We start from the raw sequence: 16108 nt of genomic DNA on the forward strand, positions 1-16108 counted from the left end.
GAATGACGACCTGTGGTGGTGAGGAACCCGATCGGTTGATCGGATTCCGGGGTGAAAATCTGTGTGCGCCCAGTGAAAAACTGTGGGCGAGGCCAACCATAGTCGGGAGCTTGCAAGCGCAAGCTCCCAACTCTAGTTGAATTTGTTCCTCTGTAGTGAGGAACTCCTACTTGACGTCGTCCGTCTTGAACGGGAAACCGAGCGCCTTGAGCAGCGCGCGACCCTCGTCGTTGGTCTTCGCGGTCGTGACGACCGTGATGTCCATGCCGCGAACGCGGTCAATGCGGTCCTGGTCGATCTCGTGGAACATGACCTGCTCGGTCAGACCGAAGGTGTAGTTGCCCGCACCGTCGAACTGCTTGTCGGACAGACCGCGGAAGTCACGGATGCGAGGAAGGGCCAGGCTGAGCAGCCGGTCCAGGAACTCCCACATGCGGTCGCCACGAAGTGTGACGTGGGCGCCGATGGGCTGTCCCTCACGCAGTTTGAACTGCGCAATGGACTTGCGGGCCTTGGTGACCTGCGGCTTCTGGCCGGTGATCTTGGTGAGGTCAGAAACCGCACCGTCCATCACCTTGCCGTCGCGTGCTGCTTCTCCGACACCCATGTTGACGACAATCTTCGTCAGGGTGGGGATGCGGTGCACGTTGGTGAAGCCGAGTTCTGCGGAGAGCTTGGCACTGATCTCATCGCGGTACTTCTGCTTCAGGCGCGGCAGGGCCTTGACGGGCGCGGCGCCCACAGTGCCTTCAACAACTGCGGTGTCAGCCATTAGAGGTCCTTCCCTGACTTCTTGGCGTAACGAATGCGGACCGTCTTGGAGACGCCGTCCTTCGTTACCTCTTCCTGGCGGAAGCCGACGCGGGTCGGCTTCTTGGTCTCCGGGTCGACGATGGCAACGTTGGACACGTGGATGGGGGCTTCGAAGGTCTCGATGCCGCCCGTCTTGGTGCCGCGCTGGGTCTGTCCGACGCGAACGTGCTTGGTCACGAAGTTGATGCCCTCAACGAGGACACGGTTCTTCTCGACGTCGACGGAGATGATCTTGCCCTGCTTGCCACGGTCTCCGCCGCGAGCCTGGCTGCGGCCGCTGATGACCTGAACGAGGTCACCTTTTTTGATTCTGGCCATGATTAAATAACCTCCGGTGCCAGCGAGATGATCTTCATGAACTTCTTGTCGCGAAGCTCGCGACCGACCGGTCCGAAGATTCGGGTGCCGCGGGGGTCACCGTCTGCCTTCAAGATCACTGCAGCGTTCTCATCGAACTTGATGTAGGAGCCGTCTGGACGACGGGTCTCCTTCTTGGTGCGAACGATGACAGCTTTGACGATGTCACCCTTCTTGACGTTGCCGCCCGGGATTGCATCCTTGACCGTGGCGACGATGACGTCGCCGAGGCCGGCGTAGCGACGGCCTGAGCCACCGAGAACGCGGATGGTCAAGAGTTCCTTGGCACCGGTGTTGTCGGCAACTTTGACTCGTGATTCTTGCTGAAGCACTTTATAACTCCTTTACGTCAAGTAAGCGCGAGGCTTACTTGGCCTTCTCAAGAATCTCGACCAGGCGCCAGCGCTTGGAAGCGCTGAGCGGACGGGTCTCACTGATCAGGACCAGGTCGCCGATGCCGGCGGAGTTCGCCTCGTCGTGCGCCTTCAGCTTGGATGTACGGCGGATGACCTTGCCGTACAACGGGTGCTTCACGCGGTCTTCGACCACGACAATGATGGTTTTGTTCATCTTGTCGCTGGTCACGTAACCCCGCAGCGTCTTGCGGTATCCGCGTACGAGCTCGGTGGCTTCGCCCGCGACGACCGTTTCGTCAGTCTTCGCCATGACTAGGCCTCCTTCGTCTCGACGGCCTCAGCTGCAGCGTCGTCGGTGGACTCCACTGCGGCCTTGGCCTTCTTGGTCTTTTTCTCGGCCTTTTCAGCCTTGGCCGGAGCCGGGGCTACGACCGGGGTGGCACGGATGCCCAGCTCGCGCTCACGGAGAACCGTGTAGATGCGAGCGATGTCGCGCTTGACCGCGCGGAGGCGGCCGTGGCTTTCGAGCTGACCGGTGGCCGACTGGAAGCGCAGGTTGAACAGCTCTTCCTTGGCCTTCTTCAGCTCGTCGAACAGCTTCTCATTGTCAAAAGTATCGAGCTCGACTGAGGCGAGCTCCTTGGTTCCGATCGCCATTATGCGTCGCCCTCCTCGCGCTTGATGATGCGTGCCTTGAGGGGCAGCTTGTGAATTGCGCGGGTCAGCGCCTCTTTCGCAACGGCGTCGGTGACACCGCTGAGCTCGAACAGAACGCGACCCGGCTTGACGTTGGCAACCCACCACTCGACCGAACCCTTACCGGAACCCATGCGGGTTTCGGCCGGCTTCTTGGTCAGCGGGCGGTCGGGGTAGATGTTGATCCACACCTTTCCGCCACGCTTGATGTGACGCGTCATGGCGATACGAGCGGACTCGATCTGACGGTTGGTCACATACGCGGGGGTCAGCGCCTGAATGCCGTACTCACCGAAGGACACCGTGGTGCCGCCGGTAGCGTGGCCGGTGCGACCCGGGTGGTGCTGCTTGCGGTGCTTGACTCTACGTGGAATCAACATTATTTAGCCTCAACTCCTGCTGCGACCGGTGCCGCTGCCGGAGCATCTGCACGAGGTGCACGGCGCGGTCGATCGTCACGACGCTCGGGGCGGGACGACTTAGCGTTGGCCTGCTCGCGAGCGAGTTCCTTGTTGGTGATGTCGCCCTTGTAGATCCAGACCTTCACGCCGATACGGCCGAAGGTGGTCTTGGCTTCGTAGAAGCCGTAGTCGATGTTCGCGCGCAGGGTGTGCAGGGGCACACGGCCTTCGCGGTAGAACTCGCTGCGGCTCATCTCGGCGCCACCCAGACGACCCGACACCTGGATGCGAACACCCTTGGCGCCGGCGCGCTGTGCACCCTGCAGGCCCTTACGCATCGCGCGGCGGAAAGCTACACGAGCGGAGAGCTGCTCGGCAATACCCTGCGCGACGAGCTGGGCATCCTGCTCGGGGTTCTTGACCTCGAGGATGTTCAGCTGAATCTGCTTGGCGGTGAGCTTCTCAAGGTCAGAGCGGATGCGCTCGGCCTCCGCGCCGCGGCGACCAATCACAATGCCCGGACGGGCGGTGTGAATGTCAACGCGAACACGGTCACGAGTGCGCTCGATCTCGATACGGCTGACGCCGGCACGGTCAAGGCTGGTGCTCAGCAGGCGACGGATCTTGACGTCTTCTGCAACAAAGTCAGCGTAACGCTGACCCGGCTTGGTCGAGTCAGAGAACCAACGCGATACGTGATCGGTGGTGATTCCCAGACGGAAGCCATAGGGGTTTACTTTCTGACCCATTACTTCGTACCCTCCTCAGGAGTGGTGAGCACAACCGTGATGTGGCTGGTGCGCTTCTTGATTTCGAATGCGCGACCCTGGGCACGAGCCTGGAAACGCTTGAGGGTCGTACCCTCGTCAACGAATGCCCGACTGATGAACAGGTCCTGCTCGTCCAGATACGTGTTGGCTGCATCTGCTTTGACTCGGGCGTTGGCGATGGCCGAGGCCACCAGCTTGTAGACCGGGTCGGAAGCGCCCTGGGGCGCGAACTTCAGAATTCCCAGCGCTTCGTGCGCCTGCTTGCCGCGGATCATGTCAACGACGCGACGAGCCTTCTGGGGGGTAACGCGGATGTGACGCACGCGTGCGATCGACTCCACCATTTCTTCTCCTCCTTCACGTCCCCGCGTTAGCGGCGACGGCCCTTCTTGTCGTCCTTCACGTGTCCACGGAAGGTGCGGGTGGGCGCAAACTCACCGAGCTTGTGTCCGACCATGCTCTCGGTGACGAACACCGGGATGTGCTTGCGTCCGTCGTGCACTGCGATGGTGTGTCCGAGCATGTCGGGGATGATCATCGAGCGGCGCGACCAGGTCTTGATTACGTTCTTGCTCTTGGCTTCGTTCGCCGCGAACACCTTGCGAAGCAGGTGGTCGTCAACGAAAGGGCCTTTCTTAAGACTTCTTGGCATCGTCTACTCCTACTTACGCTTCTTGCCGACGGTGCGGCGACGAACAATGAGCTTGTCGCTTTCCTTATTCGGGTGGCGGGTGCGCCCTTCCTTCTGGCCCCAGGGGCTGACGGGGTGACGTCCACCGGACGTCTTACCCTCACCACCACCGTGCGGGTGATCGACCGGGTTCATGGCAACACCACGAACGGTCGGGCGAACGCCTTTCCAGCGCATACGTCCGGCCTTGCCCCAGTTGATGTTCGACTGCTCGGCGTTGCCGACCTCGCCGATCGTCGCGCGGCAGCGAGCATCCACGTTGCGGATTTCACCAGACGGCAGACGAAGCTGGGCGTAGACGCCCTCCTTCGCGACCAGGCGAACCGACGAACCGGCGGAGCGGGCCATCTTGGCGCCACCACCCGGACGCAGCTCGATCGCGTGAATGATGGTACCGGTGGGGATGTTCTTCAGCGGCAGGTTGTTGCCGGGCTTGATGTCAGCCCCGGCTCCAGACTCGATGATGTCGCCCTGGCTGAGCTTGTTCGGCGCGATGATGTAACGCTTCGTGCCGTCGATGAAGTGCAGGAGCGCGATGCGCGCCGTGCGGTTCGGGTCGTATTCAATTTCAGCGACGCGGGCGTTGACGCCGTCCTTGTCGTTGCGCTTGAAGTCGATCACACGGTACTGGCGCTTGTGGCCACCACCGATGTGACGGGTCGTGATGCGGCCCTGGTTGTTACGTCCACCGGTCTTGGAGAGCGGACGCAGAAGCGACTTCTCCGGGGTGGAACGCGTGATTTCCGCGAAGTCGGCAACGGATGAACCGCGTCGACCCGGGGTCGTGGGCTTGTACTTACGAATAGCCATTAGTTATCCCTCTGCCTTGTCGCTTAGCCGACGGCCGTGAAGATGTCGATGGAGCCAGACTTGAGCGTGACAATGGCACGCTTGGTGTCCTTGCGCTTGCCCATGCCGAACTTGGTGCGGCGAGTCTTGCCCACGCGGTTCAGGGTGTTGATCGAAGCGACCTGCACCTTGAAGATCTTTTCGATCGCGAGCTTGATCTCCGTCTTGTTCGAGCGGGGGTCAACGATGAAGGTGTACTTACCCTCGTCAATCAGGCCGTAGCTCTTCTCAGAGACAACCGGAGAGATGATGATGTCGCGGGGGTCCTTGTTGGTCGCGATAGTCATTATGCGGCCACCTCTTCCTTCTTGGTCTTGCTCTCCACGAACGCGTTGAACGCGCCGGTGGTGAAGACAATGTCGTCGCTGACGAGCACGTCATAGGCGTTGAGCTGGTCCCACGAAAGGATGTGCACCGTCGGGATGTTGCGAATGCTGCGCAACGTGGTCTCGTCGGTACGCTCGAGAACAACCAGCACGTGCTTGCTCGTGGCGATCTGCGTGAGCAGCTCCAGGGCAACCTTGGTGTTGGGGGTCTCAGCCGTGAACAGTGCCTCGACGATGTGCAGGCGGCCACCGCGGGCGCGGTCGCTCAGTGCACCCTTGAGGGCTGCGGCGATCATCTTTTTCGGGGTGCGCTGGTCGTAGCTGCGCGGGGTCGGTCCGTGGACGATTCCACCACCGGTCATCTGAGGAGCGCGGATGGAGCCCTGACGAGCGCGACCGGTTCCTTTCTGCTTGAACGGCTTGCGGCCGGCACCGGAAACTTCTCCACGGCGCTTGACCTTGCTCGTTCCCTGGCGTGCGGCAGCGAGCTGCGCAACAACGACCTGGTGGATGAGAGGAATGTTGGCGGGAACGTCGAAGAGCTCGTCGGGAAGCTCGGCAGAGCCTGCCTTCTTGCCCTTGGCGTCAATGATGTCGAGTGCTGTAGCCATAGTGACTAGGCTCCCTTCACTGCGTTGCGAACGAATACGAGGCGGCCACGGGCACCGGGAACGGCACCCTTGACGAGCATGAGGCCCTTGTCGGCGTCAATAGCGTGCACCTTGAGGTTCAGCACGGTTACGCGCTCGCCACCCATACGACCGGCCATGCGCATGCCCTTGAAGACACGACTCGGGGTCGAGGAAGCACCGATGGAACCGGGCTTACGGTGGTTGCGGTGCGAACCGTGAGAGGAGGAGACACCCTTGAAGTTGTGACGCTTCATAACACCGGCGAAACCCTTACCCTTGCTGGTGCCCATGACATCAACCTTGGAGCCGGCAACGAAGACACCGTCAACGGTGAGTTCCTGGCCCAGGTTGTAATCAGCGGCATCCGCGGTACGGAGCTCGGTGATGTGGCGACGAGGCGTGACGCCGGCCTTGTCGAAGTGACCGGCAAGGGGCTTGTTGACCTTGCGCGGGTCGATGGGGCCAGCGGCGATCTGAACGCCGTTGTAGCCGTCGACGGCCTTGGTGCGGATCTGCGTGACAACGTTCGGCGCGATCTCGATGACGGTAACGGGAACAAGCTTGTTGTTCTCGTCCCACACCTGGGTCATGCCGAGCTTCTTGCCGAGGAGACCCTTGGTGGTCTTGGTATCGGAGTAAGACATCGCGGGCCCTAGAGCTTGATCTCGATGTTGACGTCGGCCGGAAGGTCGAGGCGCATGAGCGAGTCAACAGCCTTCGGGGTCGGGTCAATGATGTCGATCAGACGCTTGTGGGTGCGCATTTCAAAGTGCTCCCGGCTGTCCTTGTACTTGTGAGGGGAACGGATGACACACACCACGTTCTTCTCGGTCGGAAGCGGCACCGGGCCGACGACTGTAGCGCCCGCACGGGTCACTGTGTCGACGATCTTGCGCGCCGAAATGTCGATGACCTCGTGGTCATACGACTTAAGTCGAATGCGGATCTTCTGTCCCGCCATGTCGAACTCTCTCTCTGTCGAGGCGTCTTACAGACCACGGCAGGATTTGCCGAGGTTGCATTGGACGCCGTAGTAGCACTGCTGCTATTAGCACCACTGTTCATATGTCAATTTCGATTCACGCCAAATAATCGACGCTCATCGTCAACGCCGACTCCCAGAAGCAGAACCTGGGGGACGGCACGGTTTTACCCACGCCGACCAGATCGTTGATTTACGCTGCGCTCTGCTCCCTGCGGCCTAGCCTGCGATCTGCACATTTCGACACGTGTTATTCGAAAGGGTGTGACGCGACTATGCACTGCCTGGCAGTGATTCCGGCGACGCGTAGCGCACGCCGAAAATGTTGAACTAGAAGAGTCTGCCACACAGTTGCCATTACATGCAACCCGGGCGTGTCGCGCGCGGCGTGTCGCGCGATATACCAGCGGATGCCCGCGGCCGACCGGCCACGAGCATCCGTTTTAGTGCGGCGGGTGACCTAGCCCTGAACGATTCCGGCGGCCACTCGCGGGCTTTGTTCCGGGCAGCTCTTGGCGGTGGATTCGGTCAGCACACGCTGGGCCATGATCTGACGGGATTGGTCGGACAGGCCGGTGGTCGGGTATTCGGCGAGCACCTTGGTGATGATCTCGGGAATCGACAGGGCGGCATATTGTTTAAGGCTGTCGCAGACCAGCACGCTGTAGACGCTGACGGTGCTGGTCACGATGCCGTCGAGAATCTGCTGTTCGGTCTGGGCTGTTGGCGTTGGTGCGGGCGTGGACGTGGCGATCGCCGACGGCGTCGGCGTCTGCGTCACCCGGGCGATCGATGACTGGGCAGCGGGAGCGGACCCGGCCAGGCGGGGCACGATCACCACGGCGAGAATGGCCACCACAACGATCGCGATCCCCAGGAGGATGCGCATTTCCAGTTTCGATATCTGCATGCGCAGACCATAACCGGATATTCCCAATCCCGCGTCGGGTAGTGAGCGATCGTCATCCGCTTGAAAGATTCGATTGCGTCAGGGGTGCAAAAAAGGGGCCGAACCCGAAGGTCCGACCCCTTTTCTTCAGATCTAAATAAAGGAAATTACTTGATGATCTTGGTCACCGTGCCGGCGCCGACGGTGCGGCCACCTTCACGGATAGCGAAGCCGAGGCCCTCTTCCATGGCGATCGGCTGAATCAGCGCGACAGTCAGGTCGGTGGTGTCGCCAGGCATGACCATCTCGGTGCCTTCGGGCAGCGTGATGACGCCGGTGACGTCCGTGGTGCGGAAGTAGAACTGCGGGCGGTAGTTCGCGTAGAACGGGTTGTGACGGCCACCCTCGTTCTTGCTGAGGATGTACGCGGTACCCTCGAAGTCGGTGTGCGGCGTAACCGAACCCGGCTTGACGACGACCTGGCCGCGCTCAACGTCTTCGCGCTTGGTGCCACGAAGAAGAAGTCCACAGTTCTCGCCGGCCCAAGCCTCGTCGAGCTGCTTGTGGAACATCTCAATACCGGTAACCGTGGTCTTCTGCGTCGGGCGGATGCCGACGATCTCGATCTCGGAGTTGATCTTGAGGGTTCCACGCTCGGCGCGGCCCGTAACAACGGTGCCACGGCCGGTGATCGTGAAGACGTCCTCGATCGGCATCAAGAACGGCTTGTCCTTGTCGCGGATCGGGTCCGGAATGAAGTCGTCAACAGCCTTCATGAGCTCAAGGATGTTGCCGGTCCACTTCTCGTCGCCTTCAAGCGCCTTGAGTGCGGAGACCTGGATTACGGGGGCGTTGTCGCCATCGAAACCCTGGCTGGAGAGAAGTTCACGAACTTCGAGCTCGACGAGCTCCATGATCTCTTCGTCATCAACCATGTCGGCCTTGTTCAGCGCGACGAGCAGGGTCGGAACGCCGACCTGCTTGGCGAGAAGAACGTGCTCACGGGTCTGAGCCATCGGGCCGTCAGTAGCGGCAACCACGAGGATTGCGCCGTCCATCTGAGCAGCACCGGTGATCATGTTCTTGATGTAGTCAGCGTGGCCCGGAGCATCGACGTGCGCATAGTGACGCTTGTCGGTCTCGTACTCAACGTGCGAAATGTTGATCGTGATGCCGCGCTGGCGTTCTTCCGGAGCCGAGTCAATCGACGCGAAGTCGCGCTGAACGTTGATCTTGGACGGGAACTTATCGGCAAGAACCTTGGAGATCGCTGCAGTCAGCGTGGTCTTTCCGTGGTCAACGTGACCGATCGTTCCGATGTTTACGTGCGGCTTTGTCCGCTCGAACTTGGCCTTGGCCACTGTGGGTCCTCCTCAGGACTCGCGTGCAAATTCACGGCCGCCGTTATGAGCGGCCGGTATGCGCTGGATGTGTCTACTTATGTTACTAGGGCCAGGTGGCCGAAGCGATTTTGGCCCGAAGGCCACCTTAGGGGCTATTCGCCCTTGTTCTTGTTGATGATCTCGTCGGCAACTGCCTTCGGGACCTCCGCATAGCTCTCGAACGTCATCGAGTACACCGCACGGCCGCTGGTCTTCGACCGCAGGTCACCGATGTATCCGAACATCTCCGACAGTGGAACGTGTGCGCGAATTACCTTCACGCCCTGCGCATCCTCCATGGTCTGGATCTGCCCACGACGCGAGTTGAGGTCGCCGATTACGTCACCCATGTATTCCTCAGGGGTACGAACTTCGACGGCCATCAGCGGCTCGAGCAGAACGGGGTTCGCCTTACGAACGGCTTCCTTGAAGCCCATCGAGCCGGCAATCTTGAAGGCCATCTCCGAGGAGTCGACGTCGTGCGCAGCGCCGTCAAGCAGGCTGGCTCGAACACCCACCATCGGGTAGCCGGCCAGGATGCCTACGCGGAGCGCATCCTGAATTCCAGCATCCACCGAGGGGATGTACTCACGCGGGATACGACCACCGGTGACCTTGTTGAGGAACTCGTACGACTTCTCAGCAGTGATTTCCATCGGTTCGATCGCGATCTGAATCTTCGCGAACTGGCCGGATCCACCGGTCTGCTTCTTGTGCGTGTAGTCGTGACGCTCAACGGCCTTGCGGATCGTTTCGCGGTACGCCACCTGGGGCTTGCCGACGTTCGCCTCAACGTTGAATTCACGCTTCATGCGGTCGACCAGGATGTCCAGGTGAAGTTCACCCATTCCCTTGATTACCGTCTGGCCAGTTTCCTGGTTCTGTTCGGTACGGAAAGTGGGGTCTTCTTCGGCGAGCTTCTGAATGGCAAGGCCCAGTTTTTCCTGGTCCTGCTTGGTCTTCGGCTCGATAGCGACCTCGATAACCGGGTCAGGGAACGTCATGGACTCGAGTACGACCTGGGCGTTCGGGTCGCACAGGGTGTCGCCCGTGGTGGTGTCCTTGAGGCCGATGACCGCGTAGATGTGACCGGCGGTCACGAAGGCCACCGGGTTCTCCTTGTTGGCGTGCATCTGGAAGATCTTGCCGATGCGCTCCTTCTTACCCTTGGTCGAGTTGATGACCTGGGCTCCGGAGTCGAGACGGCCCGAGTACACGCGCACGTAGGTGAGGCGACCGAAGAACGGGTGCACCGCAACCTTGAACGCGAGCGCCGTGAAGGGCTCCTCGGCGTCGGGGTGACGCATGATGACCTTTTCTTCGTCGCGCGGGTCGTGTGCCTCAATGGCAGGCACGTCGAGCGGCGTCGGAAGGTAATCGATGACAGCGTCGAGCATCGGCTGAACGCCGCGGTTCTTGAACGCAGAACCACACAGAACCGGGTAGATCTCACTGTTGATGGTGAGCTTGCGGATGGCGCCCTTGATCTCGGCAACCGTCAGCTCTTCGCCGGCGAAGTAACGCTCCATGAGGTCGTCGTCGGTTTCGGCAACGGTCTCGAGCAGAAGCTTGCGGTACTCGGCAGCCTTCTCCACGAGGTCGGCGGGGATCTCTTCGATGGCGTACTTCGAGCCCATCTCCACGTCACCCTTGGAGTCGCCGCGCCAGGTCAGTGCGCGCATCTGAACGAGGTCAACGACACCCTCGAACTCAGACTCTGCACCGATCGGCAGCTGGATGACCAGCGGCTTCGCGCCGAGGCGCTTGATGATGGTGTCGACCGTGAAGTAGAAGTCGGCGCCGAGCTTGTCCATCTTGTTGACGAAGCAAATGCGGGGCACGTCGTACTTGTCGGCCTGGCGCCACACGGTTTCGGACTGGGGCTCAACGCCCTCCTTGCCGTCGAACACGGCAACAGCACCGTCGAGAACGCGGAGCGAACGCTCCACCTCCACGGTGAAGTCCACGTGTCCGGGGGTGTCGATGATGTTGATCTGGTTGTTGTCCCAGAAACAGGTCGTCGCAGCGGAGGTGATCGTGATGCCACGTTCCTGCTCCTGCGCCATCCAGTCCATCGTCGAGGCGCCGTCGTGGGTCTCGCCGATCTTGTGGTTGACACCCGTGTAGAACAGGATGCGCTCAGTCGTGGTGGTCTTGCCAGCATCAATGTGAGCCATGATGCCGATATTGCGGACCTTACTCAGGTCGGTGAGCACGTCAAGTGCCACGGGGGTCCTCCGGAAGGGTAGGGGTGGGAATGCGGAACAAGGCCTTGAGCATCCGCTTAGCAGCAGGCAGGCGCGTGTTTGACACGCGCCTGCCTGCTGATCAGGAATGCTCGATGGTTCTAACTACCAGCGGTAGTGCGCGAAGGCCTTGTTCGCTTCAGCCATCTTGTGAGTGTCTTCACGACGCTTGACAGCGGCACCGAGGCCGTTGCTCGCGTCGAGGATCTCGTTGGTGAGGCGCTCGGTCATGGTCTTCTCGCGACGCGCCTTGGCGTAGCTGGTCAACCAGCGAAGGGCCAACGTGTTGGCGCGGTGCGGCTTCACTTCGACGGGCACCTGGTAGGTGGAACCACCGACGCGGCGCGAACGCACCTCGAGGGTCGGACGAACGTTGTCGAGTGCCTTCTTCAGCGTGACGACGGCATCCAGCTCGTTCTTGGCGGAGACTCCGGCGAGGGCATCGTAAACGATGCGCTCGGCGAGGCCCTTTTTGCCATCGAGAAGGATCTTGTTGACGAGCTGGCTGACGATGGGGGCACCGTAAACCGGGTCGGCAATGACAGGGCGCTTGGGAGCGGGTCCTTTACGGGGCATTACTTCTTCTCCATCTTTGCGCCGTAGCGGCTGCGGGCCTGCTTACGGTTCTTGACGGCCTGGGTGTCCAGTGCGCCGCGAATGATTTTGTAACGCACACCGGGGAGGTCCTTAACACGGCCTCCGCGCACGAGCACCATGGAGTGCTCCTGCAGGTTGTGGCCCTCGCCGGGAATGTAGGCGGTGACCTCGGTGCCGTTGGAAAGCTTGACGCGGGCGACCTTGCGAAGAGCCGAGTTCGGCTTCTTCGGGGTGGTGGTGTAGACGCGGGTGCAAACGCCGCGCTGCTGCGGGTTGGACTTCAGGGCGGGAGCCTTGGTCTTGGTGACCTTGGGGCTACGGCCCTTCCTGACCAACTGCTGAATGGTGGGCACTAATTACTCCTTGATATTGCTGCACGGTGACAGCTTTGTGATGGTTAGCATTCGATCTTGTCCTGACGGGTGGGATCGAGTTCATCTGGACCCGCTTGAACCCACACGATTGCTCGCGCGTGTTTTGGTGGGTATGCCGTGGGGGCGTGGTCTTTGACCAGCCCTACATGTGTGGAATCTCGCACCTGTGCTCTCAAGAGGGCATAATTCAGGTGCACGACAAAGCGCACACCGGATAATTCTAGCCCGGCTGGGCCTCCATGGTCAAATGGGTTGCGCCCCGCGTCAGGCCCGCCGCCGCGCGGCCCTTTTCCCCGTTTAGCACTGTCAGAACAGGCCCTCTGCGGACGGGGCCCGGGCCCCGTCCGTGGGCCCAGTTTATAGACTGGGCCCACGTTCACAAGGTGGGCCCGGACCGAGAACGGATGCTGCGGCTCGGCTAGGGATTGCGCGGCCACAGCGGCGAGTCGAGGGTGCTCTCGAGGTCAGCCAGCAGGGCCTGCACCTGGGGCTCGACGAACTCCGCGATTGCGGCGAGCAAGCGGGGCTTTTGTTGGGCGAGCTGGGCGCAAACCCGCAGGCCGACCTGGGTGGCGAACTCGTCAGCGAGGGCCATCTCGGCCTTCAGGGCGGCCTTCTCTTCGGGGCTGAGCGGCGGAAGCGGTTCGAACGGTGCCGGGGCGGGGAGCTCGAGCTGGAGTTCCTGCTCTGCGGCATCGGGCGAGGACGGGGGTGCCGGCTGAAGTTCGGCGGGCTGCTGGTCGGCGAGTTCGCTGAAGGTGAAGAGGTAGGGGGCATCCGCTGCGGGTTGCGGGTCGAGATCGAGCCCGCGAAACTCCGGTTCGAGGCCCTCAGCCGGCCGATAGGCCTGGGCGGATTCGCGGCGCTCGCTCAGGTTGAGCTCGTGCGCGAGCAGCGGCAGATTGCGCTCGGTATATTCGTCGACCGAGGCGTCGATGACGATCTTCATGCGCATGGAAAGGGCGTGCTGAACGACGTGGGGAACGTCGACGGCGAGTCCGGCGGAGTCGATGATCGGGGATCCGAAGCATTGGCGGCACAGGCGGGCACGTCCGCGGTGCGTTGCGGGACGCCACCGGGTGATCCAACGCAGCCAGTTCTCAACCTCGTGGTTGACGCGCGACTCGATGGACCTATCCATAGTGCATAAGGGTACTCGTACGCGGGTCGTACGCGAGATGCCAACATCGGCCCCATGAATGGGGCTGCTGAGAGTGCCGCTCGCGCGAGACGTCACGAAACGCCCCATCAGCGCGCTAGTTGTCGTCGTTCTTCTCCCAGGGCCACTCGGGAGCGCCGGAGCCAGCGGGTTTGGCGAGCAGCACCACGAAGAACAAAAAGGCGATGAGCCAGCCGCTCACGGCGACGGCGATCGCGAACGGGCCCACCATTTCGCCGCCGATGAAGATGACCGCGCGAAAGAGTTCGCCGGCGCCGAGGCTATAGACCACTCCCCCGGAGACGCAATAGCCGAGGTAGGCAGCGACTCCGGCAATGAAGATCGGCAACGGCGGAACCTGCGTCAGCCGTTCGGGCGAGCGCAGCACCGCGCTGAGCATGACCCAGACCAACGCGAGGACCGCTGTGGTGACCATGATGGGGCCGAGGAGGGCGCCTGCATCCGTTTCGTTGATGACGTCACGATTGAGCAGCAGGCTGAGCACGCCGAACGCCGCGACGATGACGGCAACGTAGAGGGCGACCGAGAAGGCCGCCATGGTGATCGCGTACTTTCGATATTCCCGCATGGCTCCAGCGTAGGCCCGCCCGCCGGCTACCGGTGCCGAACGGGGCCTGGGCCCGAGCCATGTGCCCGGTTTATAAACTGGGCCCCGGGACGGGGCCTGGGCCCCGTCCGCAAGGAACTAGGGGCGGGAGACCTGGGGGCCGTCGGCGAGCAGGCGCTCGTACTCGGTGCGGGCCTCGAGGTTCTTCGCGGTGACGCGGCGTCCGCGGCGGGCGATCCAGGCTCCGGCCCAGATCGGCACCTCGCGGGCGATGAGCCCGGCAGCGATGGCGCCGGGGTTCAGCCACAGGGTCGATACGATGCGGCTGAGTTCGGTCGGGGTCAGGCCGTCAGACTGGCCGTCGATCACGAGGCCGAGCATAGCCCCGCCGATGTAGGAGAAGTACACCACGACGCCGACGAAGAAACCGAACAGCACGTAAGCCCACCAGCCGCCGCGGTTGACCAGCACAATCAGGGCGGCATAGGCCAGGAAGAAGAAGATGACCGGAATGTAGAATCTCGGCAGCCCGACGAAGGACGTGAAGGTGCTCACGGTGACGGCCATGGTCGCGCTCGTCACGCCGATGATGATGAACGCCGCGACGGCGTACAGCACCGCGAAAACCACCGTGGCGAGCAGGGCGATCAGAATGCCGCCGCCCCGGTTGCTGCGGTCCTTGGGCTTGGTGGGTGCCTGCACGTAGATCGGCGACTGGGCCGGGGGCGTGTACGACGGCGGGGTCGAGACCGGCACGTCACGGGGGGCCTCGACGACGGAGTAGTCGATCGGCGTCTCCGCGGTGGCGGCCGTTCCCACGACGAGCGCGACCGGCACGACGGGCGACGCCGGCTCTGACTCAATGGCGGCGCTCGTGGCCGGAACCGTTTCGGCGGGAGTGTAGGAGTCGGAGTAGTCGTCGGCAAGGCTCGGTGCGTCGGCATCGCGGGGCGCGACCGGAGCGGCCGCTGACATGGGGGCCAGGTTGCGGGCGTCGGCCGAAGCGGATACGGCGTCGGCGCGCTCGGCAGCGCTCAGGTTGGCGTTGATGGCGTCATAGTCGATGACGATGGGTTCCTGAACGGGCTCGGCGACCGAAGCCGTTGGCTCGACCACGACCGCGGCGTGCTCGGCGGCACCGCTCTGGTCGGTGGAATCTTGCTCGGGCGCGCTCGAATCGGGCGCTGCGGCAGCATCCGTTTCCGGGTTCTTCTTGCCGTCGGTTGGCGTGTTGTCGCTCATGCTGAACTCCTCGTGGCCTTCGCCGTGACTGACTTCTACTGTACCAAGGGCACAGCAAATGCCACGGAGACTCGGCGCGCCGCCCTATTATCCAGTGGATGCTGCCGCCGGCGCCACGAGCGAATACACCAGCCCCGAGATGGTCGCGTTCACCAGGCCCGGCAGTCCGGGAGCCGCGACCGTGCCCAGTCCGTCGACGAGGAACAACCGGCTCCCGGATTGCAGACCCGCGACGAAATCGAGCACCTCGGCGTAGCTGCCCGTGACCGTGACCTGCATCGGAAAGGCGGCGAAGTTCGTTGCGGTGATCGCCGTGCTGCTGGCCGGGGCTGCGGGCGCCACCGCCGGAACAGCCACTGGAACCTCCGCAACAGCAGCCGGAACCGCCGCAGCATCTACCGCGGGCGCAGCCGCGACGACCGGAACAACCGGAACGTAGGCCACCGCCTCGGTCACGGTCATCCCGGTGAGCATGAGCCCGGTGGCGACAGCCTGGGCGTCGAGCTGGTCGACCAGGGCCGGCATGGCCGAGCCGCTCGGAACCGACTCGGCGAGCGCATCCGCTTCGCTCGTGAGAGCGTCTAGGTTCTTGAAGTCGTGCTTGAGCCGGGCCAGGAGCGCGACGTGTTCGGCATTCGTCGCCTGCACGACCGTGCGGCTCGCGTTGGCGGCATTCATGCTCTCCAGCTGGGGCGCAATGCCCAGCACAGCGCCGAGCACGACGATGACACTCGTCACCAGCACGGAGCCGATGAGCCAGAGTTTGTTATGGTCCATG

General features: G+C 62.3%; 23 protein-coding genes. All 23 read right to left on the bottom strand.

Going from position 1 to position 16108, the window contains the following annotated elements; translation table 11 throughout:
* Positions 1–166 precede the first annotated feature (166 nt).
* Positions 167–772, bottom strand: a complete 606-nt coding sequence (rplE, locus tag E3T29_RS10335; protein ID WP_134345340.1) for a 50S ribosomal protein L5 — start codon at positions 770–772, stop codon at positions 167–169.
* A complete protein-coding gene (gene rplX, locus E3T29_RS10340) occupies positions 772–1131 on the bottom strand; it encodes a 50S ribosomal protein L24 (RefSeq protein ID WP_134345341.1) in 360 nt (119 codons plus the stop codon). The genes rplE and rplX overlap by 1 nt, the downstream gene beginning before the upstream one ends.
* A gap of 2 nt (positions 1132–1133) precedes the next feature.
* Positions 1134–1502, bottom strand: coding sequence for a 50S ribosomal protein L14 (rplN, locus tag E3T29_RS10345; RefSeq protein WP_035834620.1), 369 nt, complete (start codon positions 1500–1502; stop codon positions 1134–1136).
* Positions 1503–1536: 34 nt separating this feature from the next.
* Positions 1537–1836, bottom strand: coding sequence for a 30S ribosomal protein S17 (rpsQ, locus tag E3T29_RS10350; RefSeq protein ID WP_035834619.1), 300 nt, complete (start codon positions 1834–1836; stop codon positions 1537–1539).
* 2 nt (positions 1837–1838) lie between these two features.
* On the bottom strand, positions 1839–2183 hold the full coding sequence (gene rpmC / locus E3T29_RS10355) for a 50S ribosomal protein L29 (RefSeq protein WP_134345342.1): 345 nt from the start codon (positions 2181–2183) through the stop codon (positions 1839–1841).
* Complete coding sequence (rplP, locus tag E3T29_RS10360) at positions 2183–2602, bottom strand: 50S ribosomal protein L16 (protein WP_035880247.1); 420 nt, start codon at positions 2600–2602, stop codon at positions 2183–2185. Before rplP ends, rpmC begins: the two co-directional genes overlap by 1 nt.
* Positions 2602–3372, bottom strand: a complete 771-nt coding sequence (rpsC, locus tag E3T29_RS10365) for a 30S ribosomal protein S3 (RefSeq protein ID WP_092107240.1) — start codon at positions 3370–3372, stop codon at positions 2602–2604. Before rpsC ends, rplP begins: the two co-directional genes overlap by 1 nt.
* Entirely contained in the window at positions 3372–3737 is a 366-nt protein-coding gene (gene rplV, locus E3T29_RS10370; RefSeq protein ID WP_092339439.1) for a 50S ribosomal protein L22, read from the bottom strand. The genes rpsC and rplV overlap by 1 nt, the downstream gene beginning before the upstream one ends.
* 26 nt (positions 3738–3763) lie before the next feature.
* Positions 3764–4045, bottom strand: coding sequence for a 30S ribosomal protein S19 (gene rpsS, locus E3T29_RS10375; RefSeq protein ID WP_092107237.1), 282 nt, complete (start codon positions 4043–4045; stop codon positions 3764–3766).
* 9 nt (positions 4046–4054) lie between these two features.
* Positions 4055–4894: a 50S ribosomal protein L2 gene (gene rplB, locus E3T29_RS10380; protein ID WP_092339441.1), complete on the bottom strand. Its 840-nt coding sequence runs from the start codon at positions 4892–4894 to the stop codon at positions 4055–4057.
* Between the two features lie 23 nt (positions 4895–4917).
* On the bottom strand, positions 4918–5220 hold the full coding sequence (rplW, locus tag E3T29_RS10385) for a 50S ribosomal protein L23 (RefSeq protein WP_092107233.1): 303 nt from the start codon (positions 5218–5220) through the stop codon (positions 4918–4920).
* Positions 5220–5870 (bottom strand): 50S ribosomal protein L4, encoded by a 651-nt coding sequence (gene rplD, locus E3T29_RS10390; RefSeq protein ID WP_092107231.1) that lies wholly within the window; start codon positions 5868–5870, stop codon positions 5220–5222. Before rplD ends, rplW begins: the two co-directional genes overlap by 1 nt.
* Positions 5871–5875: 5 nt before the next feature.
* Positions 5876–6535, bottom strand: coding sequence for a 50S ribosomal protein L3 (gene rplC / locus E3T29_RS10395; protein ID WP_134345343.1), 660 nt, complete (start codon positions 6533–6535; stop codon positions 5876–5878).
* An 8-nt stretch (positions 6536–6543) separates the two neighbouring features.
* A complete protein-coding gene (gene rpsJ / locus E3T29_RS10400) occupies positions 6544–6852 on the bottom strand; it encodes a 30S ribosomal protein S10 (protein WP_035834607.1) in 309 nt (102 codons plus the stop codon).
* 481 nt (positions 6853–7333) lie between these two features.
* Positions 7334–7783 (bottom strand): hypothetical protein, encoded by a 450-nt coding sequence (locus tag E3T29_RS10405; protein ID WP_134345344.1) that lies wholly within the window; start codon positions 7781–7783, stop codon positions 7334–7336.
* Positions 7784–7929: 146 nt separating this feature from the next.
* Complete coding sequence (tuf, locus tag E3T29_RS10410; protein ID WP_092107225.1) at positions 7930–9123, bottom strand: elongation factor Tu; 1194 nt, start codon at positions 9121–9123, stop codon at positions 7930–7932.
* A gap of 134 nt (positions 9124–9257) precedes the next feature.
* Positions 9258–11372 (bottom strand): elongation factor G, encoded by a 2115-nt coding sequence (fusA, locus tag E3T29_RS10415; RefSeq protein WP_092339447.1) that lies wholly within the window; start codon positions 11370–11372, stop codon positions 9258–9260.
* Positions 11373–11495: 123 nt separating this feature from the next.
* Positions 11496–11966: a 30S ribosomal protein S7 gene (gene rpsG / locus E3T29_RS10420; RefSeq protein WP_092107221.1), complete on the bottom strand. Its 471-nt coding sequence runs from the start codon at positions 11964–11966 to the stop codon at positions 11496–11498.
* Positions 11966–12340, bottom strand: a complete 375-nt coding sequence (gene rpsL, locus E3T29_RS10425; RefSeq protein WP_035834602.1) for a 30S ribosomal protein S12 — start codon at positions 12338–12340, stop codon at positions 11966–11968. Before rpsL ends, rpsG begins: the two co-directional genes overlap by 1 nt.
* Before the next feature lie 439 nt (positions 12341–12779).
* Complete coding sequence (locus E3T29_RS10430; RefSeq protein WP_134345345.1) at positions 12780–13502, bottom strand: spermidine/putrescine ABC transporter substrate-binding protein; 723 nt, start codon at positions 13500–13502, stop codon at positions 12780–12782.
* A gap of 115 nt (positions 13503–13617) precedes the next feature.
* Positions 13618–14109: a DUF6121 family protein gene (locus E3T29_RS10435; protein ID WP_134345346.1), complete on the bottom strand. Its 492-nt coding sequence runs from the start codon at positions 14107–14109 to the stop codon at positions 13618–13620.
* Between the two features lie 117 nt (positions 14110–14226).
* Positions 14227–15330, bottom strand: coding sequence for a hypothetical protein (locus E3T29_RS10440; protein ID WP_134345347.1), 1104 nt, complete (start codon positions 15328–15330; stop codon positions 14227–14229).
* 87 nt (positions 15331–15417) lie between these two features.
* A complete protein-coding gene (locus tag E3T29_RS19660; RefSeq protein ID WP_166789930.1) occupies positions 15418–16107 on the bottom strand; it encodes a hypothetical protein in 690 nt (229 codons plus the stop codon).
* Between the last annotated feature and the right edge of the window lies 1 nt (position 16108).

It is taken from the genome of Cryobacterium sp. TMT1-66-1, assembly GCF_004403435.1.
Taxonomy (GTDB): Bacteria; Actinomycetota; Actinomycetes; order Actinomycetales; family Microbacteriaceae; genus Cryobacterium; species Cryobacterium flavum.